We start from the raw sequence: 26,967 nt of genomic DNA, 5'->3' as shown, positions 1-26,967 counted from the left end.
CGCTATTTGGGCAGTGTACAAATGCTGCCTTCGGAAAACGTGCAGATGGCTGTCAACCTTCACAGCGTAGCCAGTTTTTGCCCCGTCAACACAGAATAACGGCGCCCCTTCTATACGGGACGCCAGTAGTAACCATGTTTCAGAAAAACGCATGCTATTGGTAAGACGCGACATTTTTTTATACTATCGCGCCTTTCTTATTCGTCGCCCCGTGCGGCTTCCGCCGCAGGTCTCGCCCGTTTTATCGATAAAAACCGGCTTTGATAACCTGCGGTCTGTTGCAGAAAAGGTAGTTAATCATGAACGCCAGGCACTTTCTCTCGATGATGGATTACACCCCGGATGAACTCTTGGGCTTGATCCGTCGTGGCGTAGAGCTTAAAGACCTGCGAAATCGCGGTGTACTTTTTGAACCGCTGAAGAACCGGGTATTGGGGATGATTTTCGAGAAATCCTCGACACGTACCCGTCTTTCTTTTGAAGCAGGGATGATTCAGCTCGGTGGCCAGGCCATCTTTTTGTCGCATCGAGACACCCAGTTGGGCCGCGGCGAGCCGATTGCCGACAGCGCGAAAGTGATGTCGCGCATGCTGGATGCAGTCATGATCCGTACTTATGCGCACAGCAATCTGACCGAATTCGCGGCCAATTCACGCGTGCCGGTCATCAACGGTCTGTCCGATGATCTGCACCCGTGCCAGTTGCTCGCCGACATGCAGACTTTCCTGGAGCATCGCGGCTCGATCCAGGGCAAGACCGTTGCCTGGATAGGCGATGGCAACAACATGTGCAACAGCTATATAGAAGCGGCGATTCAATTCGACTTCCAGTTGCGTGTGGCCTGCCCTGCCGGCTACGAGCCAAACGCCGAGTTCCTGGCATTGGCTGGCGAGCGTGTCACCGTGGTCCGCGATCCGAAAGCCGCAGTTGAGGGCGCCCATCTGGTCAGCACCGACGTGTGGACCTCCATGGGTCAGGAAGAGGAAACCGCTCGGCGCAAGAAATTGTTCGCGCCGTTTCAGGTCACGCGCGCCCTGCTCGACCTGGCAGACAAGGACGTGCTGTTCATGCACTGCCTGCCAGCTCATCGCGGCGAAGAAATCAGTGTCGACCTGCTGGATGATGCACGTTCGGTCGCCTGGGATCAGGCCGAAAATCGCTTGCACGCGCAGAAAGCGCTGCTGGAGTTTCTCGTCGCGCCGTCCTGCCAGCCCGCATGAACCCGTTGCTGCTGAACCTGCGCAACCTCGCTTGCGGCTACCAGAACCAACGCGTGGTGCAGGACTTGAACCTGCACCTCAACGCGGGTGATATCGGCTGCCTGCTGGGCTCGTCGGGCTGCGGCAAAACCACCACACTGCGCGCCATTGCCGGTTTCGAACCGATCCATGCAGGCGAGATCACCCTGGCGGGCGAAGTGATCTCCCGTCCGGGCTGGACCCTGCCGCCGGAGAAACGCCGCATCGGCATGGTGTTTCAGGATTACGCGCTGTTCCCGCACTTAAGCGTCGCCGAAAACATCGCATTCGGCATTCGCAACCAGCCGCGCCTGGATCAGGTGATCGCCGAGCTGCTTGAACTGGTCAACCTCGGCGCGCTGGGCAAGCGCTATCCTCACGAGCTGTCCGGTGGGCAGCAACAGCGAGTGGCGCTGGCCAGAGCACTGGCGCCCGAGCCGCAACTGCTGCTGCTCGACGAGCCCTTCTCCAACCTGGACGGCGAGCTGCGTCGGCGCCTGAGCCATGAGGTGCGCGATATTCTCAAGGCGCGTGGCACCAGCGCGATTCTGGTGACTCATGATCAGGAAGAGGCTTTTGCCGTCAGCGATCACGTAGGCGTATTCAAGGAGGGACGCCTGGAACAGTGGGACACGCCTTACAATCTCTATCACGAGCCGCGCACGCCATTCGTTGCCAGCTTCATCGGTCAAGGCTATTTCATTCGCGGGCAGATGATGGACCCGCAATCGGTGCATACCGAACTCGGCGTATTGCGCGGCAACCGGGCATACCCGGGCGTCAGTGGCGCCGCCGTGGATGTCTTGTTACGCCCTGACGACATCGTCTACGCGCCGCACAGCGACCTGAAAGCACGGGTCATCGGCCGAACCTTTCAGGGCGCCTCGACGCTGTACCGCCTGCAACTGTCGACCGGCAGTCAACTGGAAGCCATTTTCCCCAGCCATGCCGACCACGGCCAGGGTGAGGAAGTCGGTATTCGTGTGGCAGCAGAGCATCTGGTGCTGTTCCCGGCGCCCGGTAGCGTGGCCGTGCATACGCTCAATAGCTGAGGCGCGAATCATTCCCTGCCGATCTGGGCAAACCTGGCCTGGGTATGTTCAGCCAGCACCGCTGGCGAAAGCTCGACCTCAAGCCCCCTCCTCCCGGCACTGACGTAAATGCTGTCAAAGCGCTGCGCAGTTTCGTCGATAAAGGTGCGCAGGCGCTTCTTCTGGCCCAGCGGACTGATGCCCCCCAACAGGTAACCGGTCGAACGTTGCGCCGCCGCAGGGTCGGCCATTTCGGTTTTTTTTGCCCCGGCAGCCTGCGCCAGCGCCTTTAGATCAAGTGTTCCGACGACTGGCACTACGGCGACCAGTAACTCGCCTTTTTCGGTACTGGCGAGCAGCGTCTTGAAAACCTGTGCAGGCTCCAGACCCAGCTTTTCCGCTGCCTCCAGCCCATATGACGGCGCTTTCGGATCATGTTCATAACTGTGAATGCGATGTTCGGCGCGGTTTTTTTTCAGCAAATCCAATGCGGGTGTCATGCAACGCTCCAAAAGGTTCCGAATGCCCGTCACTTTAAGCGAAGTAAAGTGAACATGCCTTGATTCACGCCACCTGCGACACTGATGGCCTTTTGGCAACAGCCTGAATTCCCCGGTATAAAGCGGTCTTGCGGGGTCCTTGCAGGGTGCTGGCGATTTACTGACCGTTCGGTTCCGACCTTTGACAGCGGTGTTTCTTGCCTATATTTTTTCGTTTACGAATATTATCGAAAGCGATTTTTCGGTATAACTCGCAACGGCGATCAGAAATGGGGTTTTTTCTGAGACGCACGAATAACGAGCACCCACGCCTGTCTCAGGGTGCCGAGACAAAAACAAAAAATGAGGTATCCATGTCCATCGCACTAAAACAACCGACGCTCACCGGGCAATGTGTGGCTGAATTTCTTGGCACCGCCCTGATGATTTTTTTCGGCACAGGATGCGTTGCAGCGCTCAAGGTCGCGGGCGCCACTTTCGGCCTTTGGGAAATCAGCATCATCTGGGGCATTGCCGTCAGCATGGGGATCTACCTCAGCGCCGGCATTTCGGGTGCCCATCTGAACCCGGCCGTCAGCATCGCGCTGAGTCTGTTCGCCGGTTTTGAAAAACGTAAATTGCCCTTTTATATCTCCGCGCAAATCGCAGGCGCGTTCTGCGGAGCGGGTTTGGTGTACCTGCTGTACATCAGCCTTTTTTTCGACTTCGAACATGCTCACCACATCATTCGCGGCAGCGAGCAGAGTCTTGAACTGGCATCGGTGTTCTCGACGTACCCGAACCCGGCCATTTCAGTCGGTCAGGCCTTTCTGGTCGAAGTGGTCATCACTACCATTCTGATGGGTGTGATCATGGCCTTGGGCGATGACAGCAATGGTTTGCCGCGCGGCCCGCTGGCACCCTTGCTGATCGGCCTGCTGGTAGCCGTGATCGGTAGTTCGATGGGGCCTCTGACCGGTTTCGCCATGAACCCGGCGCGCGACTTCGGTCCGAAGCTGATGACGTTCTTCGCTGGCTGGGGTGAAATGGCCTTCACCGGCGGTCGCGACATTCCTTATTTCCTGGTTCCGATTTTTGCGCCCATTCTGGGTGCCTGCCTTGGTGCTGCTGGCTACCGCGCGCTGATCGCGCGTCATCTGCCAAGTGCCGCTCCTGTTGAACATGAAAAAGAGGCTCCTGTGGTTCGCGGCAAAGTTCAGGTTTCATCTTGAATGTCACTCAATTTGAATCTCACACAACTGAATCCCACCCAATAATGCAAGGCAATCGAAATGACTGACACACAGAACAAGAACTACATCATTGCTCTTGACCAGGGCACCACCAGCTCGCGCGCCATCATCTTCGATCGCGACGCCAACGTGGTGAGCACTGCCCAAAGCGAATTCGTCCAGCATTACCCGCAGGCAGGCTGGGTCGAACACGACCCTATGGAAATCTTCGCCACCCAGACTGCCTGCATGACCAAGGCACTGGCGCAGGCCGATCTGCACCACAACCAGATTGCCGCCATCGGTATCACCAACCAGCGTGAAACCACGGTCATCTGGGAGCGCGACACCGGCCGCCCTATCTACAACGCAATCGTCTGGCAGTGCCGCCGCAGCACCGAGATCTGCCAGCAGCTCAAGCGTGACGGCCTTGAGGAGTACATCAAGGACACCACGGGTCTGGTGATTGACCCGTACTTCTCCGGCTCCAAGGTCAAGTGGATCCTGGACAACGTCGAAGGCAGCCGCGAGCGCGCCCGTAAAGGCGAGCTGATGTTCGGCACCATCGATACCTGGCTGATCTGGAAATTCACCGGCGGCAAGGTTCACGTCACCGACTACACCAACGCCTCGCGGACCATGCTGTTCAACATCCATACGCTGGAATGGGATCAGCGCATGCTCGACGTGCTGGACATCCCGCGCGAGATGCTCCCTGAGGTCAAAGCTTCCTCCGAAGTTTACGGCCACAGCAAGAGCGGCATCCCGATCGCCGGTATCGCAGGCGACCAGCAGGCAGCGTTGTTCGGCCAGATGTGCGTCGAACCCGGCCAGGCCAAGAACACCTATGGCACTGGCTGCTTCCTGCTGATGAACACCGGCAAGAAAGCCGTGAAATCGGCGCACGGCATGCTCACCACTATCGGCTGTGGCCCGCGTGGTGAAGTGGCCTATGCGCTGGAAGGTGCGGTCTTCAACGGTGGTTCGACCGTGCAATGGCTGCGCGACGAACTCAAGCTCATCAACGACGCGCTGGACACCGAATACTTCGCCGGCAAGGTCAAGGACAGCAACGGTGTATACCTCGTGCCGGCGTTCACGGGTCTGGGCGCACCTTATTGGGACCCCTACGCACGAGGCGCATTGTTCGGTCTGACCCGTGGCGTGAAAGTCGATCACATCATTCGTGCAGCGCTGGAATCCATCGCCTATCAAACCCGCGACGTGCTCGATGCCATGCAGCAGGACTCCGGCGAACGCCTCAAGTCGCTGCGTGTGGACGGTGGTGCAGTGGCCAACAACTTCCTGATGCAGTTCCAGGCAGACATCCTCGGCACCCACGTCGAGCGTCCGCAGATGCGTGAAACCACGGCACTGGGTGCAGCCTTCCTGGCCGGTCTGGCGATTGGTTTCTGGAGCAGCCTGGACGAGTTGCGTAACAAGGCCGTGATCGAGCGTGTGTTCGAGCCATCGTGTGAAGAAGCGCATCGCGAAAAACTTTACGCAGGCTGGCAGAAAGCAGTCGCGCGTACTCGTGACTGGGAACCGCACGAAAACGAAGAGTGACAGTGCTGTTGTAAGGAGGGGAGCAGGATTCCGGCTGACAGGTTGCACTTTCCTGCGGCATGATGGGCGCCATTTGTAGAGGGCGCCCAAGGAAAAACAATGAACCTGCCTCCCCGCCAACAACAGATCCTCGAACTGGTCCGTGACCGTGGTTATGTCAGCATCGAGGAGATGGCGACGCTGTTCGTCGTGACCCCACAAACCATTCGCCGTGATATCAATCAATTGGCGGAAATGAACCTGTTGCGCCGCTACCACGGCGGCGCAGCCTATGACTCCAGCATCGAAAATACCGCCTACGCCATGCGTGCGGACCAGATGCGCGACGAAAAACAACGGATCGCCGAGGCCATCGCCGCGCAGATCCCGGACAACGCCTCGTTGTTCATCAATATCGGTACCACCACCGAATCCATCGCACGTGCTTTGCTCAACCACAACAACCTGAAGATCATCACCAATAACCTGCATGTGGCGTCGATCCTCAGCACCAAGGATGATTTTGAGGTGCTGATAGCTGGCGGAAATGTGCGGCGTGACGGCGGCGTTGTGGGCCAGGGCAGCATCGACTTCATCACCCAGTTCAAAGTGGACTTTGCCTTGGTGGGCATCAGTGGTATCGACGAAGACGGCAGCCTGCTGGATTTCGATTACCAGGAAGTGAGGGTGTCCCAGGCAATCATCGCCAACGCTCGCAAAGTGCTGCTGGCGGCTGATTCCAGCAAGTTCGGACGCAACGCCATGGTCCGCCTGGGGCCGATCACCCTCATCGATTGCCTGGTCACCGATCAGCCACCGGTACCCGCGCTGCAGCAGTTGCTGAATCAGCACAAGATTCGTCTGGAAGTGGTGTGATTGTCAGGCGCGAGCGGTGTTCGCGCGGCGGTCCGCAGTGCTCATGAAGACGGTGCATCGAGCGCCCTATTTTCTGGAGTCTGTACCGGCCTCTTCGCGAGCAAGCTCGCTCCCACAAGACTTGTGTATGTATGGCGCAGCACGCATCTGTGACGCGGAGCGGCACCCAAGGCATTTCCACGCTGGAGCGTGAGGAACGATAGATGTCCTGAAGAACACTATCGTGCCCATGCTCCGCGTGGGTATGCCGTTCTGGACGCTTCGCGTCCTCTCCTGCTTCAGCGATGTGGCGCAAATCTGTGCGTCAGAGCAATTCAGTGCAGGCTGTGCATCCATCCTCCCGGCAAAAAATCCCGCCCTACAATGTTCATATTTGTTCTTTTACTGACTCCATCATCAGTATTTTCAATCGATACGTGCTAGCAAGGGTCATTTTATTGAGCTATGATTTTCGAAAATGAACATTAATGTTCAGATTCGCCTTTCGAGCACTGCTCACGAATTGTCCAGGAGGCCACCAATGCCCCACACCAATGTGCCAACCCCGCCCCTCTCAGAGGTCTACGACATTGCCGTTATTGGCGGTGGCATTAACGGTGTCGGTATCGCAGCGGATGCCTCCGGTCGCGGCCTTTCGGTTTTTCTGTGCGAAAAGGACGACCTGGCCAGCCACACGTCCTCGGCCAGCAGCAAGCTGATTCATGGCGGCCTGCGCTATCTGGAGCACTACGAGTTCCGCCTGGTGCGTGAAGCCTTGGCAGAACGTGAAGTGCTGCTTGCCAAAGCACCGCACATCGTCAAGCCAATGCGCTTTGTGCTGCCTCATCGCCCGCACCTGCGTCCGGCCTGGATGATTCGTGCCGGGATGTTCCTTTATGACAACCTCGGCAAGCGCGAAAAGCTGCCAGCATCGCGAACCATTCATTTCGGTGCGGACAGCCCGCTCAACTCGAGCATCACCCGCGGTTTCGAATATTCCGACTGCTGGGTCGACGACGCGCGCCTGGTCGTGCTCAACGCCATGTCCGCTCGTGAAAACGGTGCGCACATTCATACTCAGACCCGTTGTGTCAGCGCCCGTCGTATCAAGGGCCTGTGGCATCTGCATCTGGAGCGCAGCGACGGCAGCCTGTTTTCGATCCATGCCAAGGCATTGGTCAATGCGGCAGGCCCATGGGTGGCCAAGTTCATACGTGAAGACCTGAAACTCGACTCGGCTTACGGCATCCGCCTGATTCAAGGCAGCCACCTGATCGTGCCGAAACTGTACGAAGGTGAGCACGCGTTCATTCTGCAGAACGAAGACAAGCGCATCGTGTTCACGATTCCGTACCTGGAGCACTTCACCATCGTCGGCACCACCGACCGTGAGTATCAGGGCGATCCGAACAAGGTGGATATCACTGAAGGCGAGATGGATTACGTGCTGAAAGTGGCCAATGACCACTTCAAGAAACAGTTGAGTCGCGCAGACGTGCTCCACACGTTTTCTGGCGTACGCCCGCTGTGCAACGACGAGTCCGATAATCCGTCCGCCATTACCCGTGATTACACACTTTCCTTGTCAGGCGGCGCTGACGAAGCGCCCATTCTGTCGGTGTTTGGCGGCAAGCTGACCACCTACCGCAAACTGGCCGAGTCGGCGATGGCGCAGTTGGCACCGTTCTTCAAACAGATGAAACCGAGCTGGACGGCCAAGGCTGCCCTGCCGGGTGGCGAGGACATGACCACCGCCGAAGCGCTGGCAACAGAAATGACTCGTCGCTGCAGCTGGCTGCCAGACCCTATTGCCAAGCGCTGGTCGATTACCTACGGCAGCCGCAGCTGGCGCTTGCTGGAGGGCGCGCAAAGCCTGGAAGATCTTGGTCAGCATTTGGGTGCAGGCCTGTATACCCGCGAGGTCGATTACCTGTGCGACCAGGAATGGGCCACCAGCATCGAAGATATCCTGTGGCGCCGCACCAAGCTCGGCTTGTTCACGACGCCTGAGGAGCAGACCGCCGTGAGCAGCTACCTGGAAACAGTGGTGCGCAACAAAGCCTCTTTCGAAGCGGCCTGATAATCCGCCCGCAACCTGTTCACCCATTGCGCGGTGAACAGGCTTCTCTCCTTGCTCCCCTCCTCCCGCGTACCCCATTCCATTCGGTTTCCCGAACAGTCTACCCCGCCTTATTCGGTTTCCCGGACGCCTCGGTCCGCGGCACCACAGCCAACTTTAAAAAACCTTTTAAATTCAGTTGCTTGAATTACTAAAACTGCTTGGCACGACTCATGCTCTACATTTTGAACCGAGCGTTTCGACGAGGGCGTGTGTCTGGATGTGGACGCCGTTGAAGCATTCGCCAAGAAGCGGGCCGACTCTGATTACGGCCCCATCAATAAAAAATGAAATCAAGGACTCAACCATGCGCATCGTTCCCCACCTGTTGGGCGCAGCCATCGCTGCCGCTCTGATCAGCACGCCGGTTTTCGCCGCCGAACTCACTGGCACGCTGAAGAAGATCAAGGAATCCGGCACCATCACGCTGGGCCATCGTGACGCCTCTATCCCGTTTTCCTACATCGCTGATGCCTCTGGTGTGCCGATGGGTTACTCCCACGATATCCAGCTGAAAATTGTCGAAGCCATCAAGAAAGACCTGGACATGCCTGACCTCAAGGTCAAGTACAACCTGGTGACTTCGCAGACCCGTATCCCGCTGGTTCAGAACGGCACCGTCGATGTGGAATGTGGCTCGACCACCAACAACGCCGAGCGCCAGCAGCAGGTCGATTTCTCCATCGGCATCTTTGAAGTCGGCACGCGCCTGCTGTCGAAAAAGGATTCCAGCTACAAGGATTTCGACGACCTGAAAGGCAAAAACGTCGTGACCACGGCTGGCACCACTTCCGAGCGCATCCTCAAGGCGATGAACGCTGACAAGCAGATGGGCATGAACGTGATCTCCGCCAAAGACCACGGTGAATCCTTCCAGATGCTCGAGTCCGGCCGTGCAGTCGCCTTCATGATGGACGACGCGCTGCTGGCAGGCGAAATGGCCAAGGCCAAGAAGCCGGACGACTGGGCAGTGACCGGCACTGCACAATCCTACGAGATCTACGGCTGCATGGTTCGCAAGGGCGATGCCCCGTTCAAGAAGGCTGTCGATGACGCCATTGTCGCTACCTACAAGTCGGGCGACATCAACGCTATCTACAGCAAGTGGTTCATGTCCCCTGTTCCTCCGAAAGGTCTGAATCTGAATTTCCCGATGAGCGACAAGCTCAAGGAGCTGATTCAGAACCCGACCGACAAAGCGGCTGACGACAAGAAAGCCTGAGATACCGGTTCAGCCAGTCCGAACTGACGGTATCCCGGGCGGGCACTGCCTGCCCGGGATCGCCTCGTCACTCCTGACTGACGACAGTGCGTGCATTTCGATAGCAATAAAAAGAGGGGGAGACCCTGATGAATTACAACTGGGACTGGGGCGTATTCTTCAAGTCCACCGGCGTCGGCAGCGAGACCTATCTGGACTGGTTCATCTCCGGTCTGGGCTGGACCATCGCCATTGCTGTCATTGCCTGGATCATTGCCCTGATACTGGGTTCGGTGCTGGGCGTCATGCGCACCGTGCCAAACCGTCTGGTGTCGGGCATCGCCACGGTATACGTGGAAATCTTCCGTAACGTGCCACTGCTGGTGCAGCTGTTCATCTGGTACTTCCTGGTGCCCGACCTGCTGCCGGAAAACCTGCAGGAGTGGTACAAGCAAGACCTGAACCCGACCACCTCCGCGTTCCTCAGCGTCGTGGTCTGCCTTGGCCTGTTCACCGCTGCACGGGTCTGCGAACAGGTGCGTACCGGCATTGAAGCACTGCCGAAGGGCCAGGAATCGGCCGCCCGCGCCATGGGATTCAAGCTGCCACAGATCTACTGGAACGTGCTGTTGCCGCAGGCTTACCGGATCATTATTCCGCCGCTCACCTCCGAATTCCTGAACGTGTTCAAGAACTCATCGGTAGCGTCACTGATCGGCCTGATGGAGTTGCTCGCACAGACCAAACAAACCGCCGAGTTCTCCGCCAACCTGTTCGAGGCCTTCACCCTCGCGACGCTCATCTACTTCACGCTGAACATGAGCCTGATGCTGCTGATGCGTGCGATCGAGAAGAAAGTCGCCGTACCGGGACTCATCTCACTGGGGGGCAAATAAATGGACTTCACAGGAATCGTTCCGGCCATTCCCGGCCTGTGGAACGGCATGGTCATGACCCTCAAGCTGATGGCGATGGGTGTCGTCGGCGGCCTGGTGCTTGGCACGCTGCTGGCGCTGATGCGCCTGTCATCGAACAAGCTGCTGGCCAATGTGGCCGGTGCCTACGTGAACTACTTTCGTTCGATCCCGCTGCTACTGGTGATCACCTGGTTCTATCTGGCCGTGCCGTTCGTGCTGCGCTGGATTACCGGTGAAGACACTCCCATCGGCGCGTTCGCCTCCTGCGTCGTGGCCTTCATGATGTTCGAAGCCGCGTACTTCTGCGAAATCGTCCGTGCTGGTGTGCAGTCGATCTCCAAGGGGCAAATGGGCGCTGCTCAGGCGCTGGGCATGAACTACTCGCAGATGATGCGACTGATCATCCTGCCCCAGGCGTTTCGCAAGATGACCCCGTTGCTGCTGCAACAGAGCATCATTCTGTTTCAGGACACCTCTCTGGTGTACACCGTCGGCCTCGTCGATTTTCTTAACGCATCGCGCTCCAGTGGCGACATCATCGGGCGCGCCAACGAGTTCCTGATCATTGCCGGTCTGGTGTATTTCACGATCAGCTTTGCCGCCTCGCTGCTGGTGAAGCGTCTGCAAAAAAGGTTTGCCGTATGATTTCCATCAAAAACGTCAACAAGTGGTATGGGGACTTCCAGGTACTGACCGATTGCAGCACCGAGGTCAGCAAGGGCGAAGTAGTTGTGGTGTGCGGCCCGTCCGGCTCCGGCAAATCGACCCTGATCAAATGCGTGAACGCACTGGAACCGTTTCAGAAAGGCGATATCGTTGTCGACGGCACATCAATCTCCGATTCGAAGACCAACCTGCCCAAGCTGCGCTCGCGGGTCGGCATGGTGTTTCAGCACTTCGAACTGTTCCCGCACCTGAGCATTGTCGAAAACCTGACCATCGCGCAGATCAAGGTGCTGGGCCGCAGCAAGGCCGAAGCCACCGAGAAGGGTCTGAAGCTGCTTGAGCGCGTCGGTCTTTCCGAGCATGCGCACAAGCATCCCGGGCAGCTTTCCGGTGGGCAGCAACAGCGTGTCGCCATCGCGCGCGCGCTGGCGATGGACCCGGTGGTCATGCTGTTCGACGAGCCCACTTCCGCACTCGACCCGGAAATGGTCAATGAAGTGCTCGATGTGATGGTGCAACTGGCCCAGGAAGGCATGACCATGATGTGCGTGACCCACGAGATGGGTTTCGCCCGCAAAGTCGCCAACCGGGTGATTTTCATGGACAAGGGACAGATCGTCGAAGACTGCGCCAAGGAAGAGTTTTTCGGTGACGTCAGCGCACGCTCGGAACGCGCCCAGCAATTCCTCGCCAAGATCCTTCAGCACTAGGCAATAGCTTGACGGCTGTCCGCCTATCAGCGGGCAGCTGTTCGGTCCAGGACGACTGTGATGAAATGCGACCCCACTCTTTATCGCGCCGCGCCGCCATCACTCGCCGTGAAACCCCGCCTGATCCGTCAACTGTTTCTGCCACCGCTGATCCTCATGCTGATGATCGGGCTGGGCTATATCGCCTATCTGGTCAGTGAACATAGCGGCATCAAGAGCCTGCGCGAAACCGGCGAGCGCCAGCTCGAGCTGCACGCACGCACGGTGGAGAGCGAAATCAGCAAATACACCTACCTGCCCAGCGTGCTGGAGCTGGAATCCAGCGTGTCGCAGTTGCTGAACGAACCGGGACCCGAGCTTCAGCAGCAGGTCAACCGCTACCTCGAAGGGCTGAATCGACGCAGCCGCAGCCGTGCCATTTACGTGATGGACACCACCGGACGCGTGCTGGCCACCAGCAACTGGCGTGATCCCGACAGTTATCAGGGTGAAGACCTGTCTTTCCGTGCCTACTTTCAGGACGCCGTGCGCGGCCTGCCCGGGCGCTTTTACGGCATCGGCACCACCACAGGTGAGTCGGGCTATTACCTGGCCCATGGGCTGGAAGACAAAGGCCGCATCATCGGCGTTGCGGTGATCAAGGTACGCCTCGAAGCACTTGAAGAACGCTGGCAGCGAGCACGGCTGGAGGCGTTTGTCAGCGACGAGAATGGCATCATCATCCTCTCCAGCGATCCGGCCCGGCGTCTGAAATCAGTGCGTCCGCTCACGGCTGAGGTCAAGGAGCGTCTGGCTCGCAGCCTGCAATATTACTGGTGGCCGCTCAACGAACTGGTGCCACTGGAACGGGAAACCTTGTCTGAGGGCGTCGAAACACTGGTTTTTCCCGCCAACATCAGTGTCGACCGCGAACACAAAAAGGTCAGTTATCTGGCCCAGAGCCGCCCGCTGAGTGACACCGCCTGGCACCTGACACTGCTTACCCCGCTGGAAGATCTGCGCCGTGAAGCAGCCAATCAGGGCATGCTGGTGGCCGTGGCTTGCGCGCTGGTGACCTTTCTGCTGATCGCCTGGAACGAGCGGCGCAAGGTGATCTCGACCCGGCTTGCTGCCAGGGAAGCGCTGCAGGCTGCCAACAACGAGCTGGAACGCAAGATCGCCGAACGCACCGAACACCTGCGGGCCAGCAACGAACGCCTCAAGGCGCAGATTCGTGAGCGAAGGCAGGCTGAAGACACTTTGCGCAGAGCCCAGGACGAGCTGGTACAGGCCGGAAAGCTGGCAGCCATCGGCCAGATGTCGACCAGCATCGCGCATGAGCTGAACCAGCCCCTGGCCGCACTGCGCACCTTGTCCGGCAACACCGTGCGCTTTCTGGAACGAGGTGCGCTGGACACCGCGAGTACCAACCTGCGTACCATCAATGATCTGGTCGACCGCATGGGCCGCATCACCGCCAGCCTGCGCGCATTCGCCAGACGCGGCGACGATCAGGGCCAGGCGCAACTGAGCAAGGCTGTCGATGCTGCGGCGCAGTTGCTGGGCGTGCGTCTGGAGCAGTCCGGCCTGATAGTGCATCGCGACTTCGTCGACGCCACACTGACCATCGACCAGACCCGCCTGGAACAGATTCTGGTCAACCTGATCGGCAACGCACTGGACGCTATGTTCGACCTGCCGCAACCGGAATTATGGCTCACCGGATCGGTTGTCGACGGCCGATACCGTCTGCGGGTACGTGATAACGGGCACGGCGTCGACGCCGAGGCGCGCAAGCATCTGTTTGAACCTTTCTTCACCACCAAACCGGGCGAACAAGGCCTGGGGCTGGGCCTGACGCTGTCGGCGAGCCTTGCCGCCGCAGCCGGGGGCAGCCTGAGCGCAGAGCATCCGCAGGACGGCGGTACGACGTTTGTCCTGAGCCTGCCGTTCATCCCCGATGCCCGCCACCCGGACAGCCCGACATGAGACGACATCCATGAGCATAAACAGCGACCTGACCGTCCTGATCGTCGAAGACGATCCGCATGTATTGCTCGGCTGCCAGCAGGCCCTCGCGCTGGAAGACATCGCCAGCGAGGGCGTTTCCAATGCTGAAGAGGCCTTGAAGCGCATCGGTGACAACTTCGCCGGTATCGTCATCAGTGACATTCGCTTGCCGGGCATCGACGGGCTGGAGTTGCTGAGCCGTCTCAAAGCACGTGACAGCAGCCTGCCGGTGGTGCTGATCACTGGCCATGGCGACATCACCATGGCCGTCAACGCAATGCGCGATGGCGCCTACGACTTCATGGAGAAACCCTTTTCTCCCGAGCGCTTGGTAGACGTCACCCGGCGCGCACTGGAACAACGCGGGCTGGCCCGTGAAGTGTGGGCGTTGCGCAAGCAGCTGGCCGAGCGCGATTCGCTGGAAGGCCGGATCATCGGCCGCTCCCCGGCCATGCAAAACCTGCGTGCGTTGATTGCCAACGTCGCCGACACCTCGGCCAACGTATTGATAGAAGGCGAAACCGGCACGGGCAAGGAGCTGGTCGCGCGCTGCCTGCACGATTTCAGTCGGCGCAAGGACAGCCAGTTCGTTGCGCTCAACTGTGGCGGGCTGGCGGAAAGCCTTTTCGAGTCGGAAATCTTCGGCCACGAAGCCAACGCTTTTACCGGCGCGGGCAAGCGGCGCATCGGCAAGATCGAACACGCGCACAACGGCACGCTGTTTCTCGATGAAGTGGAAAGCATGCCGGTCAATCTGCAGATCAAGCTGTTGCGCGTCCTGCAGGAGCGAACCCTCGAACGGCTGGGTTCCAACCAGAGCGTCGCCGTGGATTGCCGGGTCATTGCGGCGACCAAGTCCGACTTGAATGCCTTGGGCAAGACCAATCAGTTCCGCAGCGACCTGTATTACCGCCTGAACGTCGTCACGCTCGAACTGCCACCCTTGCGTGAGCGCCGCGAAGACATTCTGCAGTTGTTTGAACACTTCCTGCAGTTGTCGTCGTTACGCTTCGACCGCGAACCGCCCGTGCTGGATCGGCAAACCAGCTCGAACCTGATGAGCCACGACTGGCCGGGCAATGTACGCGAACTGCGCAACGTGGCCGAACGCTTTGCCTTGGGCCTGCCAGCATTCAAGCAGTCAGGCACGGTCAGTGAAAACCAGAGTCTTGGGTTTGCGGAAGCAGTCGAAGCCTTCGAGCGCTCATTGCTCGGCGACGCCTTGCAACGCAGCGGCGGCAACCTCAGCCAGGCCAGCCAGGAACTGGGCATGGCCAAGACCACGCTGTTTGACAAGGTCAAGAAATACGGGCTTTGAGCACTGCGCCCGATCTTGAGGGTGCGGTGTAGCGCTGATCTGTGACGCAGACAACGCTGGAGCGCGAGGAACGATAGGCGTCCGCAAGACCTATCGTGCGAATGCTCCGCGTGCTATCCCGCACAGACAGTACGTTACTTCGATTCACCGACAATCTGGCGGATTGCGCTGACGAATACCTCGACCGGCTGACCGCCCGAGACGGCGTACTGGTCGTTGAAGACCATGGTCGGCACGGAGGTGATACCGCGAGACGTCCAGAGCTGCTCTGCCTCGCGAACCTCAGTGGTGTACTCGTCGCCATCCAGAATCGCCTGAGCACGCAGACGATCCAGGCCGACCTTCTGCGCCACATCTGCCAGAGTCTGGTGACTGGACGGGTCTTTCAGGTCGCTGAAATACGCCTCGAACAGCGCCTGCTTCAACGCATGCTGCTTGCCTTGCTGCTCGGCCCAGTGCAGCAGGCGATGGGCATCGAACGTGTTGTAGATACGCCGCTCGCCGCTGGCAAAGGTGAAGCCGAGTTCAGCACCGCGTTCACGAATGGTCTGGTGAATACCTTCGATCTGTTCCGGCGTGGAGCCATACTTTTCGGCGATGTGTTCTTTGATGTCCTGCCCTTCGGCAGGCATGTTCGGGTTCAGCTCGAAAGGCTGAAAGTGAATGTGCGCTTGCACCTCATCACCCAATGCCTCCAGCGCCTGATCCAGCGCGCGCAGACCAATGACGCACCAGGGGCAGGAAACATCGGAGATGAAGTCGATCTTCAGTGCAGTTTTCATGTCGGCCCTTTTCGGTAAGCAAAGGTCACACGATACACTTCTGCCGATGCCTGACAACCGGGCCGGCTTACAACTGAGCCAGGTTGCGACCGTCTTCATGCTGGGCTTTCAGGTACGGCAGCACTGCACCGAGCAACGGGGCCTTGAAGGCCTCCTGGAAACGGTGCGCCAGCCCCGGAATCAGGCGCAGCTGGCTGCCCTGAATGTGCGCGGCCACATGCACACCGTGCATGACCGGCAACAGCGGGTCAGCCGTGCCGTGAACCACCAGTACCGGCAGACGCAGACGGTTCAGCAGTTCCACGCGGCTGGGCTCGGCCAGAATCGCCATGATCTGGCGTTTCACGCCCTCAGGATTGAACGCCCGGTCATAGGAAACAGCCGCCTGATGCAGCAGCTGCTGGCGATCGTCCTTGACCTGCGGGCTGCCCAGCGCCGCAAGCAGGTCGGCCTGTTGCTCGATCGCCACTTCCCGATTGGGCGCGCCGCGACGCGCCAACAGCTGCATGAGCGCGGTACTGGGCATAGGCAACCCCTGCGCACCGGAACTGGTCATGATCAGCGTCAGGCTTTCGACCCGCGACGGCGCCAGATCAGCCAGATGCTGGGCAATCATGCCGCCCATGCTCGCGCCCAACACGTGAAACTGGCGAATCTGCAATGCATCCATCAGACCCAGCGCATCGTCGGCCATATCAGTCAACGAATACGGTGCCGAGACAGGCAGGCCAAGTTTGTAACGCAGCACTTCGAACGTCAGATTGGCATCCGCTGGCTGTTGCACCCACGAAGACAGACCCACATCGCGATTGTCGTAGCGAATCACCCGATAACCCTGCTGACATAACGCGACCACGACCTCATCCGGCCAGTGAATCAACTGCCCACCCAGCCCCATCACCAACAACAAGGCAGGGTCGGACTCGCTACCAATACTCTGGTAGGCAATCCGCACGTCCTTGAGGTCAGCCGTCTGTACAGGAACATCGGTATCACAACGATCGGCCGCAAAAGACGGCAAGCCGCACAGAAGCGCGGCCAGAAAAATTAAAACCCGCATGAAAAACACCAAAAAACAGAACCCCAGTAGGCCGCGAGTCTGATGATGTTTTTCCAAGCGCGCTGCCACACTTGCGTGACAGTTTGATGAATGGCGCTGAGCGGTCGTTAATCGGGGTTTGCGTTAGGCAGCGACCTGATCCGCCACCATCAGGTTTTCCCCAAAACGGGCGCGCGCTTCTAGCAACGATTCCTGATGCCAGTTCGAATGCGTATCGCACTCGCCCAGGGACAGAACCTTGTAAACCGGCAGACGATCAAACACCGGGGCCAGCAGCTCCGGTTCGGTCACGTTGTCCAGATGCAACCCTGCAACTGGCAGCAGGGCCGCGACACCCAGGTTGGGCCGCAGGTCACCGTGATAGAGGCCGATAAGCTTCTTCAACGGCGAATATTGAAGAATGTGATAGGCACGCTCGAAGGCGTTGCTCCATGCCAGCGGCAGGTCGAGCGCCAGAATCGGTTCGTCGATCTGAATCCACTCGACACCGCGCGCTGCCAGCCGCCCGAAAATCTCGCCATACACCGGCAGCAGATGCTCCAGCAGGTCGAGGCGATCTACCTCGTCACCCTGAACGTCACTTAGCCAGAGCAGTGTCAGAGGACCGATCAACGCGGTTTTGCGGCCTTGCTCGCCTGCTTCACCGACGCTCGCCAGCAGCGGCGCCCAATCGGGCTGAAAACGCTGGTCGCGTTTCAGGTGTGGTACCTGCTGCGGATAACGCGCCATCAACCAAGTGCGCAGTTCGGCACCCGTGGTCGTACTCCCCTGATCCTGTTTCCAGAAAGCCTGCAAAGCGTGCTGCAATTCACGGTCCGCGCCAATGGGAAAATAGTCAGGGTGTTGAGTCAGGGCCACGATGCGTCCTCCATAAAAGATGGGGCTATTGTCGACAGCGGACACAACATGAGACAAACTCATTTTTTTCGTGTTGATCACAAATACTGCTCATGGAGCACTGACCGTGCTTGAAATACGCCACCTCAAAACCCTGCATGCCCTGCGCGAGGCCGACAGCCTTGTGGAGGCAGCCGAGCGCCTGCATTTGACGCAGTCGGCACTGTCCCATCAGTTCAAGGAGCTGGAAGAGCGCATGGGTATGCCGCTGTTTGTGCGCAAGACCAAACCGGTGCGCTTTACCAGCGCAGGTTTGCGCCTGCTGCAACTGGCCGACTCCATGCTGCCGCAACTGCGCAGTGCCGAGCGCGACATCGCCCGACTGGCGGGTGGTACGGCGGGAAGGCTGCACATGGCAATTGAGTGCCACAGCTGTTTTCAGTGGCTGATGCCGACCATCGACCAGTTCCGCGATGCCTGGCCCGAGGTCGAACTCGACTTGTCTTCCGGCTTCTCGTTCGCGCCCTTGCCAGCCCTGGCGCGCGGCGATCTGGACCTGGTGGTGACCTCAGATCCGCTGGAATTGCCCGGCATCACCTATGTGCCACTGTTTACCTATGAAGCGATGCTGGCAGTGGCCAATCAACATGCGCTGGCAACCAGGCCGTATGTCGTTCCGGAAGACTTGCTGGCTGAAACGCTGATCACGTACCCGGTGGAACGCGACCGGCTGGACATCTTCACGCGCTTTCTGGAACCCGCCGACATCGAACCGGCACAGGTACGAACATCGGAACTGACGGTGATGATGATGCAACTGGTCGCCAGCGGGCGCGGGGTCTGCGGTATGCCGCACTGGGCGCTGCATGAATACAGCTCACGCGGCTATGTGAAGGCCAAGCGGCTGGGCGAGAAAGGACTGTTCGCGACGCTCTACGCCGGTATCCGCGCCGACATGCTTGACGCACCGTACATGCGCGATTTCCTGCTGACCGCCAAGGACACCTCGTTTTCGACGCTCGACGGGGTAAGTGTGGTTCGCTGACATAGGGTTTGTTGACAGTGCCGTCCTGCACCGCGATGCAGGACGACTGCGCCGTTCAGCTACGCGCTGCCTGCCGCTTCAGATACAGCGGCAGAATCAGATCGCGGGTCAACGGCGCCAGCTGCAAACCCGCATGACTGTCCGCGTCAACCCACAGCACTTCTTCAATCTCGGCGGCAGGCACTGCCTGAGCGTCGGTCCTGACCTCATACAACTGGCAGTTGACTTCGAAACCGGGCTCGTTGGCGGCGGGTGCCGTGAACTCACCGAGAAATACCGCCTGCGCCGGATCGACGATCAGCCCGAGCTCTTCTTCGAGTTCTCTGGCCAGCGCCTGCGGTGCCGGTTCACCGGGCTCGATCTTGCCGCCCGGCTGCATGAAGGCCTGAGTACCGCGCTTGCGCACCAGCAGAGTCCGGCCGTCCGCGCCGATCAGCAGCGCCGCCGCGATGCGGATGATCTTCATGCGAAGATCTCCGTTTTCAGCAGCCGCGCCTGATCAGCCCGCTCCAGCGCCAGAACGATCAGGCGATGGATCAGTTCGGCATACGACAGACCGCTGGCCTGCCAGAGCTTGGGGTACATGCTGATCGAGGTGAAACCCGGCAGTGTGTTGACTTCGTTGATGATGATGTCGCGCCCTTCGGTGACGAAGAAATCGACCCGCGAGAGCCCTGCACAGCCCAGCACCTTGTACGCTTGCAACGCGACCTCACGCACCTGATCGCTCAGGACGGCGGGCAGCTCGGCGGGGATGGCGATGCGTGCCTGATCGCCATTCAGGTACTTGGTGTCGTAGGCATAGAATTCATCGTTGGCAATCACTTCGCCGCAGACACTGACCTGCACATCGACGTTACCCAGTACGGCGCACTCCACTTCACGGCCGACGATGCCCTGCTCGATCAGCAGCTTGTGATCGAACTCGAAACCCAGCGCCAGTGCCGCCGCGAAACCAGCCTCGTCAGATACCTTGCTCACGCCCACCGATGAACCCTGATTAGCCGGTTTGACGAACATTGGCAGCCCCAATTGGTCGACAGCCTCCGTGAAAGAAAGGCTCTCTCCACGCGACAGGACCCTGAACGGCGCGACGGCAATGCCCGCATCGCGCAGCAGGCGCTTGGTCACGTCCTTGTCCATGCAAACTGCAGAGGACAGCACATCGGCGCCGACAAAGGGCACGGCCAGCATGCGCAGCACACCCTGCAACGCACCGTCTTCACCAAAAGCGCCGTGGATCAGCGGGAATACTACATCGATAGCTGCCAGAGGCTGGCCTGACTCGACGTCAACGAACTGCCCACCGATGCTGCCCGGCAGCAAAGACAATGGCTTGCCTGATGCGCTCAGTTTGATCCGTGCAGGATCAGTGGCATTGAGCAGGTAATCGGCTTCGTCGAAATGCAGCCAGCGGCCCAGCTTGTCGACGCCGATCAGGGTCAGCGCATAGCGTTCACGATCAATCGCATTGATCACGTTGCGTGCCGACTGCAACGAAACCTCATGCTCGCTGGATTGCCCACCGAAAACGATGGCGACTGACTTTTTCAAAGCGGTTACTCCTGTTTTTCAGGCCGCGAAGATAAAAGCAATGTCGGCTGTTAGTCCAGTAGATGATTAGCCGCAGGCCTGAAATTCAGACAAAAAAAACCCGGTCTTGGGCAATCCATGCGAAATGCCCACGACCGGGAGGTCAGACCGCTCATTGAGCGGCTGCGGTTTCTTTCTTGCCAGCCGAGCCAAAGGCGGCGAAACGCTTGTTGAAACCCGCGATCCGGCCTTCGGTGGTGGTTTTGCGCTGCTGCCCGGTGTACATCGGGTGCGAGGCACTGGAAACATCGAGCGCAACATAAGGATAGGTAGTCCCGTCGGTGTGCTGTTGCGTGCGGTCTGTGTCTACAGTGGAGCCGATCAGAAAGTAAGCATCGGCAGCAGTGTCGTGGAACAGCACGGTGCGGTATTGAGGATGGATATCGGGTTTCATCGTGATCTCTCCGGTGAGTTGACTGGAATAGTTATACAGTAACGTAACGGGAGATGAGAATGACTGCTGTTGATTGCCATCATTGGTGAGGTTGATCGAACACGCACACGGCGCCGCTGTCGGCGTGAAGCCACCGGAACGCCTGAGCCGGAGACATTCTGTAATAGCGCGCTTTTGCAATTGCCCTCGATTAGCGGCACCCTGCCGCGCCGCCGAACGTCACTGGTCGCTGGCCTGGAACCTGAGCCTCTGTGGCCTATCTTTACTCATTAGCACTTTCAAGAGTCCACCGTTATGAATAACGGACGCGATCATCGAATCGACTTTTTTCGCGGCCTGGCGCTGATCTTCATCTTCTGGGATCACGTGCCGGACAATCCCCTGGCGCAACTGACCATACGCAACTTCGGCTTCAGCGACGCAGCGGAAATCTTCGTTTTCCTCGCCGGTTACGCATCCATACTGGCCTACGGGCGCATCGCCCGACGTGACGGCATGCTGGTGGCTGGCGTGCGTATCCTGCGCCGGACCTGGGTGCTGTATGTGGTGCATATCTTTCTGCTGACCCTGCTGATGGGCATCGTCTTCGTCGCCAACAACCACGTCGAGACGCGCGACATGGTCCAGCAGATGGGCCTTGAATACTTCGTCGGCAACCCGCAACAGGCATTGGCCGATGAACTGCTGCTGCGCTTCAAGCCGAACCTGACCGACCCGTTGCCGCTGTATATCGTGCTGTTGCTGACCTTGCCGCTGACCTTGCCATTGATGCTGCGCAAACTCGAAGTGGCGGTGGGCCTGTCGATTGCCCTGTACCTGATGGTGCCGTTATTCGGCTGGAACCTGCGCGCCTACGAAGGCGGCGGTGTCTGGTACTTCAACCCGGTCGCCTGGCAGTTGCTGTTCGTGCTCGGCGGTGCATGCGCTTTGCGCAGCGAAACAGCCACAACAGCTGCGCGCCCTCCGTTGCGCCAACAACCCTTGTTCATGGTCGCCGCCGTCTACGTGATGGTCGCAGGCATACTGACCTTCAGCGAAAAATGGCCCGGTCTGCACGCTGCGCTGGTCTCCAGCCTGCACCTTGAAAGCCTTTACCCGATCAGCAAGACCGACCTTGCGCCCGTCCGGCTACTGCACTTCCTTGCGCTGGTCTACGTCGTCGCCCGACTGCTGCCAACCTCAAGCACCTGGCTGAAAAACTGGCCCGCGCGACAGACCTGTCGCATGGGACGCTATTCGCTGGAAGTCTTCTGCCTGGGCGTCCTGCTCGCGCCACTGGCAGACATGGCCAATGCACTGGCAGGCGATACATGGCCTATGCAAGTGACCACGGCGATTGTCGGGTTGGGGTTGATGATGCTGATGGCCAATGGGCTGGAGTTGAATAAACGCCTGGGGAAATCGCCACACCTATTGCCAACTTGAGAACAGCGTCACGTTTGCATGCCCTCTCGGAGATTTCCTACTGGTTTGTCAGGCCAAGTTTTTCAGGAACTGGCCGCTATCCGGTATGAGACCAAAGAAAGGGGAACACTTTGAACATTAATGGAATTCCAAATCCGGCAAACATCCCGCAACAGGTGGGGTTGGTAACCGGTGCTAAACATGTTGATCCGACAGAAGACGTCAGCCTTCAAGAAGCCATTGCATCTGAAGTCAAAACGACAGAAAAAAATGTATTTTACAAATATCAGAAAGAGCCGTGGTTGTTGGAACCGATCAACGAACACATCACAAACAGGCTTGACTACGTAGCTCACAAAAAGAGACTCGACGTGCTGGAGCTTGCGCTGGTAAATGTGACCTATGATAGCTTTCGAAAACAACTGCAAGAAACCCACCCCGACATTGCACGTAAAAACTTCGGCTTCACACTGACCGAAAGTGCATCCATCAAGATAATTGACTACGATAACAGCCTGACTGAAAACGACACATCAGTTCTTACCCACGCCATCAACGGGTTCAGAGAATTCAAAGAACAACTCCAACATCACGCAAAGACCATCATGACCCTGGTAGACCACGACCATGAAACATTTGGCGGCCGATATAAACTGGATATCAGCAATTTTCAGGACGTGATCGACTATGGCAAAATCATGAACACCAGCGTACAAAAAATGCAGGACGAATGGATACAGCAAGTCCAGAGTAATGCTGAGAAACGAGATTTTTCGTATATTTCGTTGGCGGTATGAAACATCAGCCTGGCGAGACAAATGATTCGCCAGGCTGAGTTAGACGTTAACCGCGAGGAGCAACAGTTCGCAGCCAGGGTTAGTATACCCACTTGGAATTCTTATCACTCCCGGTTCGTCGAGCAGTTCATAGCTTTTTAAAACAGGATAGGAACCCAATCTGACAGTGTAGGGAAGCCTGCCACCTACCAGTGAGTTTCTTGGCTTGACCCTGATGATCACCTCAGCCCCAAGGGCCAGATCTTTAAAAACCTTGGCCTCAAGTGTCTGAGCAACCCACTCACCATTTTCGTAATACTCGGTCTTCCACTCGTTAGTGACCGGATCACCGACAGGGGTATATGGACACGATCATTTACCAGATCGAGCGCAATGCGCCGAAGCGTGAAGAGGAGCGCAAACCGTTGGTTGATCTTCACGTCTGATCAAGCCAGCGCCACTGCAGTTCATGTGTGACTGCAGTGGGATTAGTGCATGACGCTAATCCCCACTACGCGCCATCCTCCCTCGAAAACCTCCAGACAATTCCCTCCCACAATCCCATCCAGCGTCTAAGCTTGGGTCAGGTGCTTTGACAGGATGACCGGACAATCGACTATGGGCGCATTTCGGCATTCCGATAGCAAGCAAGAGACGCTATCCGCTGATCGTGAGGATGATCCTCGTACGCCCAAATATCCTCGTCGCAAGCGATACGGATGGCGGGTGTTCTGGGTAGTGGTGGTGTTGGCTGGGGTTGCATTGGGCGCGGCGGTGGCTGTGGAGAGCAGAACCTCCAGGCTTCAGGCGCGGGAATTCAGCCGCTTTGCCGCGAGCCTGGGTTATTCAATGCAGCCTGGGCCGAGTCATGACGTGGTATATCCCGGTGACGGGCCGTTCGACAGACGCCTGGGCTATTCATCCATGGATGAATTCCTGTCGCGCCTGCTCAAACGCGACTACGTGATCACGCGCCAGACCCGGTTTTCCCCGGAACTGCTGCGTTACGTCCGGCATGGTTTTTTCGTGCCTTACGAGGAAAAGACCCAGGCCGGGCTGTCGATTACCGATTGCCGGAACGAGCCGCTGTACGAGTTCAGATACCCACAGCAGTTTTACCCGACCTTTGCTGCCATTCCGCCGATGCTGGTGGACAGCCTGCTGTTCATCGAAAACCGCGACCTGCTCGATCCACAGCAGCCCATGGCCAACCCTGCGGTGGACTGGCCACGATTTGTCAAAGCCGCCTGGTCGCAACTGGCGAAGATGTTTGCCCTCCCCGGCCAGTCGGCTGGGGGCAGCACGCTGGCTACTCAGCTGGAAAAATACCGTCATTCCCCAGACGGGCTGACGCTGTCGGGTTCGGAAAAGCTGCGGCAGATGATTTCCGCCAGCGTTCGCGCCTATCAGCCGGGGACCGAGACACTCGCCGTGCGCCAGCGAGTGGTGCGTGACTACCTGAACAGCGTGCCGCTGTCTGCGGTGCCGGGGCATGGCGAGGTGCATGGTCTGGCTGAAGGACTGAGGGTATGGTTCGGCGCAGACTTCGCCAAAACCAACGAGATACTGGCGTCGAATCCAGGCAATAAACAGGCGCTGGCCGACAAGGCGCTGGCGCTGCGTGAAGTGCTCTCACTGGTGATCGCCCAGCGTCGTCCGTCGCACTATCTTGCCAAGGGCCGCTCTGAACTCGCCGAGTTGACCGACAGCCACATTCGCTTGCTGGCCCAGGCCAACGTCATCGACCGACCGCTGGCCGAGGCCGCGCTGGCAGCCCAGGTCACCTACCGCGACTGGGCGCAGCAACCGACCCTGCAGCCCATCGAAACCAACAAGGGCATCAGTGTCGCGCGCACTCGCCTGTCGAATCTGCTCAATCGCCCGCTTTACGACCTGGACCGTCTTGACCTGTCCGCCACCAGCACCCTGCATGGCGAATTGCAGCGCAGCGTCAGCCAGTACCTGCGTGACCTGGCCAACCCTGAATTTGCGGCAAAGACCGGTTTGATGGGCGAGCGCCTGTTGACCCCGGCCAGCACAACGCAGGTGCGCTACAGCTTCACGCTGTTTGAACGCGGCGTGGATGGCTCGCGGGTCAGGGTCCAGACCGACAGCACCGATCAGCCTTTCGACATCAACGAAGGCAGCAAGCTGGAGCTGGGCTCGACGGCGAAGATGCGCGTGCTGACGACGTATCTGGAGATCATCGCCGAGCTGCATGGGCGCTATGCGGGCTTGAGCCCTGCGCAATTGCGCAAAGTCCCGGTCGAGGAACCGGATCGGCTGACCCGCTGGGCGGTGGATTATCTGCTGATCAACAAGGACCGTGACCTGGCGAAGATGCTTTCGGCCGCACTCGACCGCACCTATTCGGCCAGCCCCGCAGAAGCGTTCTTCACCGGTGGCGGCATGCACCGTTTCAATAATTTCCGGCGCGAAGACAACGCGCGGATTCCGACCCTGCGCGAGTCGCTGCGTGAGTCGATCAACCTGCCGTTCATTCGCCTGATGCGCGATGTCGTGCGCTACAGCACCTATCAGGCGCCCAACAACAGCGCCGAGCTGCTCAAGGATGATGACAACCCGCGCCGTCAGGAATACCTGGCGCAGTTTGCCGACCGCGAAGGCACGGTATTCCTGCTGCGCTTCTGGAAGCGCTACAAGGAAAAGACCACCCAAGAGCGACTCGACACCTTTCTGGACGGCATTCACCCGACGGCTATTCGCCTCGCTGCGGTACACCGTTATCTGCTGCCGGGCGCTGATCAGGGCACCTTCAATGCGTTCATCCGCGCCCACCTCGACGAGCCCAGGGCAAGCGCGAAACTCACCGACAAACGTCTTGCCGATCTGTACCAGAGTTACGGTCCGGGCAGTTATGACCTGCCCGATCAAGGCTACATCGCCCGCGTCCATCCGCTGGAACTTTGGCTGGTGGGCTACCTGCTCAAGCACCCGGAAGCACAGTTCAAGGACGCGGTGGCCGCCAGTCGTTTCGAGCGTCAGGAAGTCTATGGCTGGCTGTTCAAGAGTCGCCACAAAGGCGCTCGCGACAGCCGGGTGCGGACCATGATGGAGGTCGAAGCGTTTCTGGACATCGAGCAACGCTGGCAGCGTGTGGGTTATCCGTTCGACCACCTGGTGCCTTCGCTGGCGACGGCTATCGGCAGTTCGGGAGATCGTCCCGCGGCGCTTGCCGAGCTGATCGGCATCATCCAGAACGATGGGATCCGCCTGCCTGCGGTGCGCATCGACAGTCTGCATTTTGCCGCCGATACGCCTTATGACACCCAACTGAGCATCAACCCGGAGCTGGGCAAGCGTGTGTTGCCATCGGAAGTCGCCGCGGCAATGCGCGAGGCCTTGTCGCAAGTGGTGGACGGCGGCACGGCGAAACGCGTGCAAGGCACATTCAAGATGCAGGACGGCAGTGTGCTGGCGATGGGTGGCAAGACCGGCACCGGGGATAACAGGATCGAAAGCGTCGGTGCGGGCGGGCGCATTCTCAGCTCAAGGGCGATAAACCGCACGGCGACTTTTGTGTTTTATATCGGCGACAACCACTTTGGCGCACTGACGGCGTTCGTGCCGGGACGCGCTGCCGAAGGCTTTCGTTTCACCTCGGCGTTGCCGGTGCAGGTGCTCAAAGGCATGGCGCCGATTCTGACGCCGTACCTGGAAAACCACGGACAAGCGATGTGCAACGCCCCGATTGCCGATGCGCCCAAGGGTGTCTGACCGGCAATGACCGCTCGTCTGCCAGCTCTGTGATTACA

23 protein-coding genes and 1 pseudogene are annotated in these 26,967 nt (G+C 58.7%); 16 read left to right on the top strand and 8 right to left on the bottom strand.

The features are described 5' to 3' along the window. Positions 1-299 precede the first annotated feature (299 nt). A complete protein-coding gene (argF, locus tag JOE29_RS05420; RefSeq protein ID WP_003428811.1) occupies positions 300-1,220 on the top strand; it encodes an ornithine carbamoyltransferase in 921 nt (306 codons plus the stop codon). Beyond that, positions 1,217-2,290, top strand: coding sequence for an ABC transporter ATP-binding protein (locus JOE29_RS05415; protein WP_210078949.1), 1,074 nt, complete (start codon positions 1,217-1,219; stop codon positions 2,288-2,290). Before argF ends, JOE29_RS05415 begins: the two co-directional genes overlap by 4 nt. Before the next feature lie 8 nt (positions 2,291-2,298). Here JOE29_RS05415 and ybaK read toward each other — a convergent pair whose 3' ends face one another. After that, positions 2,299-2,769 (bottom strand): Cys-tRNA(Pro) deacylase, encoded by a 471-nt coding sequence (ybaK, locus tag JOE29_RS05410; RefSeq protein WP_004389877.1) that lies wholly within the window; start codon positions 2,767-2,769, stop codon positions 2,299-2,301. A 353-nt stretch (positions 2,770-3,122) separates the two neighbouring features. On the opposite strand from ybaK, the gene JOE29_RS05405 reads away from it, so the two are divergent. From JOE29_RS05405 to JOE29_RS05360, 10 genes are all read left to right on the top strand, one after another. Then, a complete protein-coding gene (locus JOE29_RS05405) occupies positions 3,123-3,980 on the top strand; it encodes an MIP/aquaporin family protein (protein WP_024683992.1) in 858 nt (285 codons plus the stop codon). Between the two features lie 60 nt (positions 3,981-4,040). Further along, positions 4,041-5,546, top strand: coding sequence for a glycerol kinase GlpK (glpK, locus tag JOE29_RS05400; protein WP_003405430.1), 1,506 nt, complete (start codon positions 4,041-4,043; stop codon positions 5,544-5,546). A 99-nt stretch (positions 5,547-5,645) separates the two neighbouring features. Beyond that, a complete protein-coding gene (locus JOE29_RS05395; RefSeq protein ID WP_003363617.1) occupies positions 5,646-6,401 on the top strand; it encodes a DeoR/GlpR family transcriptional regulator in 756 nt (251 codons plus the stop codon). Positions 6,402-6,921: 520 nt separating this feature from the next. Further along, positions 6,922-8,460, top strand: coding sequence for a glycerol-3-phosphate dehydrogenase (gene glpD / locus JOE29_RS05390; RefSeq protein WP_017279635.1), 1,539 nt, complete (start codon positions 6,922-6,924; stop codon positions 8,458-8,460). Between the two features lie 346 nt (positions 8,461-8,806). After that, positions 8,807-9,721: a glutamate/aspartate ABC transporter substrate-binding protein gene (locus tag JOE29_RS05385; RefSeq protein WP_003428827.1), complete on the top strand. Its 915-nt coding sequence runs from the start codon at positions 8,807-8,809 to the stop codon at positions 9,719-9,721. A gap of 128 nt (positions 9,722-9,849) precedes the next feature. Then, positions 9,850-10,596 carry an amino acid ABC transporter permease gene (locus tag JOE29_RS05380; RefSeq protein WP_003418523.1) on the top strand — a complete coding sequence of 249 codons (747 nt, stop codon included), beginning with the start codon at positions 9,850-9,852 and terminating at the stop codon, positions 10,594-10,596. Next, the gene (locus JOE29_RS05375) at positions 10,597-11,262 is read left to right on the top strand and encodes an ABC transporter permease subunit (RefSeq protein ID WP_002554865.1); all 666 of its coding nucleotides are present in this window, start codon (positions 10,597-10,599) and stop codon (positions 11,260-11,262) included. It begins immediately after the preceding gene. Beyond that, positions 11,259-11,993: an amino acid ABC transporter ATP-binding protein gene (locus JOE29_RS05370; RefSeq protein ID WP_003363626.1), complete on the top strand. Its 735-nt coding sequence runs from the start codon at positions 11,259-11,261 to the stop codon at positions 11,991-11,993. The genes JOE29_RS05375 and JOE29_RS05370 overlap by 4 nt, the downstream gene beginning before the upstream one ends. Positions 11,994-12,053: 60 nt before the next feature. Next, positions 12,054-13,961: an ATP-binding protein gene (locus JOE29_RS05365; protein ID WP_024649156.1), complete on the top strand. Its 1,908-nt coding sequence runs from the start codon at positions 12,054-12,056 to the stop codon at positions 13,959-13,961. Between the two features lie 10 nt (positions 13,962-13,971). Continuing rightward, entirely contained in the window at positions 13,972-15,300 is a 1,329-nt protein-coding gene (locus tag JOE29_RS05360) for a sigma-54 dependent transcriptional regulator (protein ID WP_003428833.1), read from the top strand. Between the two features lie 134 nt (positions 15,301-15,434). Here JOE29_RS05360 and JOE29_RS05355 read toward each other — a convergent pair whose 3' ends face one another. From JOE29_RS05355 to JOE29_RS05345, 3 genes are all read right to left on the bottom strand, one after another. After that, on the bottom strand, positions 15,435-16,082 hold the full coding sequence (locus JOE29_RS05355; RefSeq protein WP_003428835.1) for a DsbA family oxidoreductase: 648 nt from the start codon (positions 16,080-16,082) through the stop codon (positions 15,435-15,437). Positions 16,083-16,149: 67 nt separating this feature from the next. Next, on the bottom strand, positions 16,150-17,142 hold the full coding sequence (locus JOE29_RS05350) for an alpha/beta hydrolase (protein WP_210078947.1): 993 nt from the start codon (positions 17,140-17,142) through the stop codon (positions 16,150-16,152). A 123-nt stretch (positions 17,143-17,265) separates the two neighbouring features. Beyond that, positions 17,266-18,000, bottom strand: a complete 735-nt coding sequence (locus JOE29_RS05345) for a 5-methyltetrahydropteroyltriglutamate--homocysteine methyltransferase (RefSeq protein ID WP_044312072.1) — start codon at positions 17,998-18,000, stop codon at positions 17,266-17,268. A gap of 106 nt (positions 18,001-18,106) precedes the next feature. Between JOE29_RS05345 and metR the strand changes: the two genes are divergently transcribed. Then, entirely contained in the window at positions 18,107-19,024 is a 918-nt protein-coding gene (gene metR / locus JOE29_RS05340; protein WP_003425350.1) for a transcriptional regulator MetR, read from the top strand. Positions 19,025-19,079: 55 nt separating this feature from the next. Here the strand turns inward: metR and JOE29_RS05335 are convergent, their stop codons facing one another. The 3 genes from JOE29_RS05335 to JOE29_RS05325 form a co-directional block, all read right to left on the bottom strand. Then, positions 19,080-19,490: an NUDIX domain-containing protein gene (locus tag JOE29_RS05335; RefSeq protein WP_003425349.1), complete on the bottom strand. Its 411-nt coding sequence runs from the start codon at positions 19,488-19,490 to the stop codon at positions 19,080-19,082. Further along, positions 19,487-20,578 (bottom strand): D-alanine--D-alanine ligase, encoded by a 1,092-nt coding sequence (ddlA, locus tag JOE29_RS05330; RefSeq protein WP_210078945.1) that lies wholly within the window; start codon positions 20,576-20,578, stop codon positions 19,487-19,489. Before ddlA ends, JOE29_RS05335 begins: the two co-directional genes overlap by 4 nt. A gap of 151 nt (positions 20,579-20,729) precedes the next feature. Continuing rightward, positions 20,730-21,011 carry a type B 50S ribosomal protein L31 gene (locus tag JOE29_RS05325; RefSeq protein WP_003383662.1) on the bottom strand — a complete coding sequence of 94 codons (282 nt, stop codon included), beginning with the start codon at positions 21,009-21,011 and terminating at the stop codon, positions 20,730-20,732. A 294-nt stretch (positions 21,012-21,305) separates the two neighbouring features. Here JOE29_RS05325 and JOE29_RS05320 point away from each other — a divergent pair, with 294 nt between their 5' ends. Further along, positions 21,306-22,436 (top strand): OpgC domain-containing protein, encoded by a 1,131-nt coding sequence (locus JOE29_RS05320; RefSeq protein ID WP_122336059.1) that lies wholly within the window; start codon positions 21,306-21,308, stop codon positions 22,434-22,436. A 110-nt stretch (positions 22,437-22,546) separates the two neighbouring features. After that, positions 22,547-23,212 carry a hypothetical protein gene (locus JOE29_RS05315; RefSeq protein WP_074951854.1) on the top strand — a complete coding sequence of 222 codons (666 nt, stop codon included), beginning with the start codon at positions 22,547-22,549 and terminating at the stop codon, positions 23,210-23,212. Between the two features lie 75 nt (positions 23,213-23,287). Here JOE29_RS05315 and JOE29_RS05310 read toward each other — a convergent pair. Beyond that, positions 23,288-23,554: pseudogene (locus tag JOE29_RS05310) on the bottom strand (hypothetical protein); the annotation flags it as partial. 255 nt (positions 23,555-23,809) lie between these two features. On the opposite strand from JOE29_RS05310, the gene JOE29_RS05305 reads away from it, so the two are divergent. Beyond that, a complete protein-coding gene (locus JOE29_RS05305) occupies positions 23,810-26,929 on the top strand; it encodes a transglycosylase domain-containing protein (RefSeq protein ID WP_210079999.1) in 3,120 nt (1,039 codons plus the stop codon). Positions 26,930-26,967: the final 38 nt, after the last annotated feature.

Origin of the sequence: Pseudomonas sp. PvP009, assembly GCF_017832995.1 — a bacterium.
Lineage (GTDB): Bacteria > Pseudomonadota > Gammaproteobacteria > Pseudomonadales > Pseudomonadaceae > Aquipseudomonas > Aquipseudomonas syringae.
The sequence above is the reverse complement of the archived record's forward strand: the minus strand, read 5'-3'. Positions and strand labels throughout refer to the sequence as shown.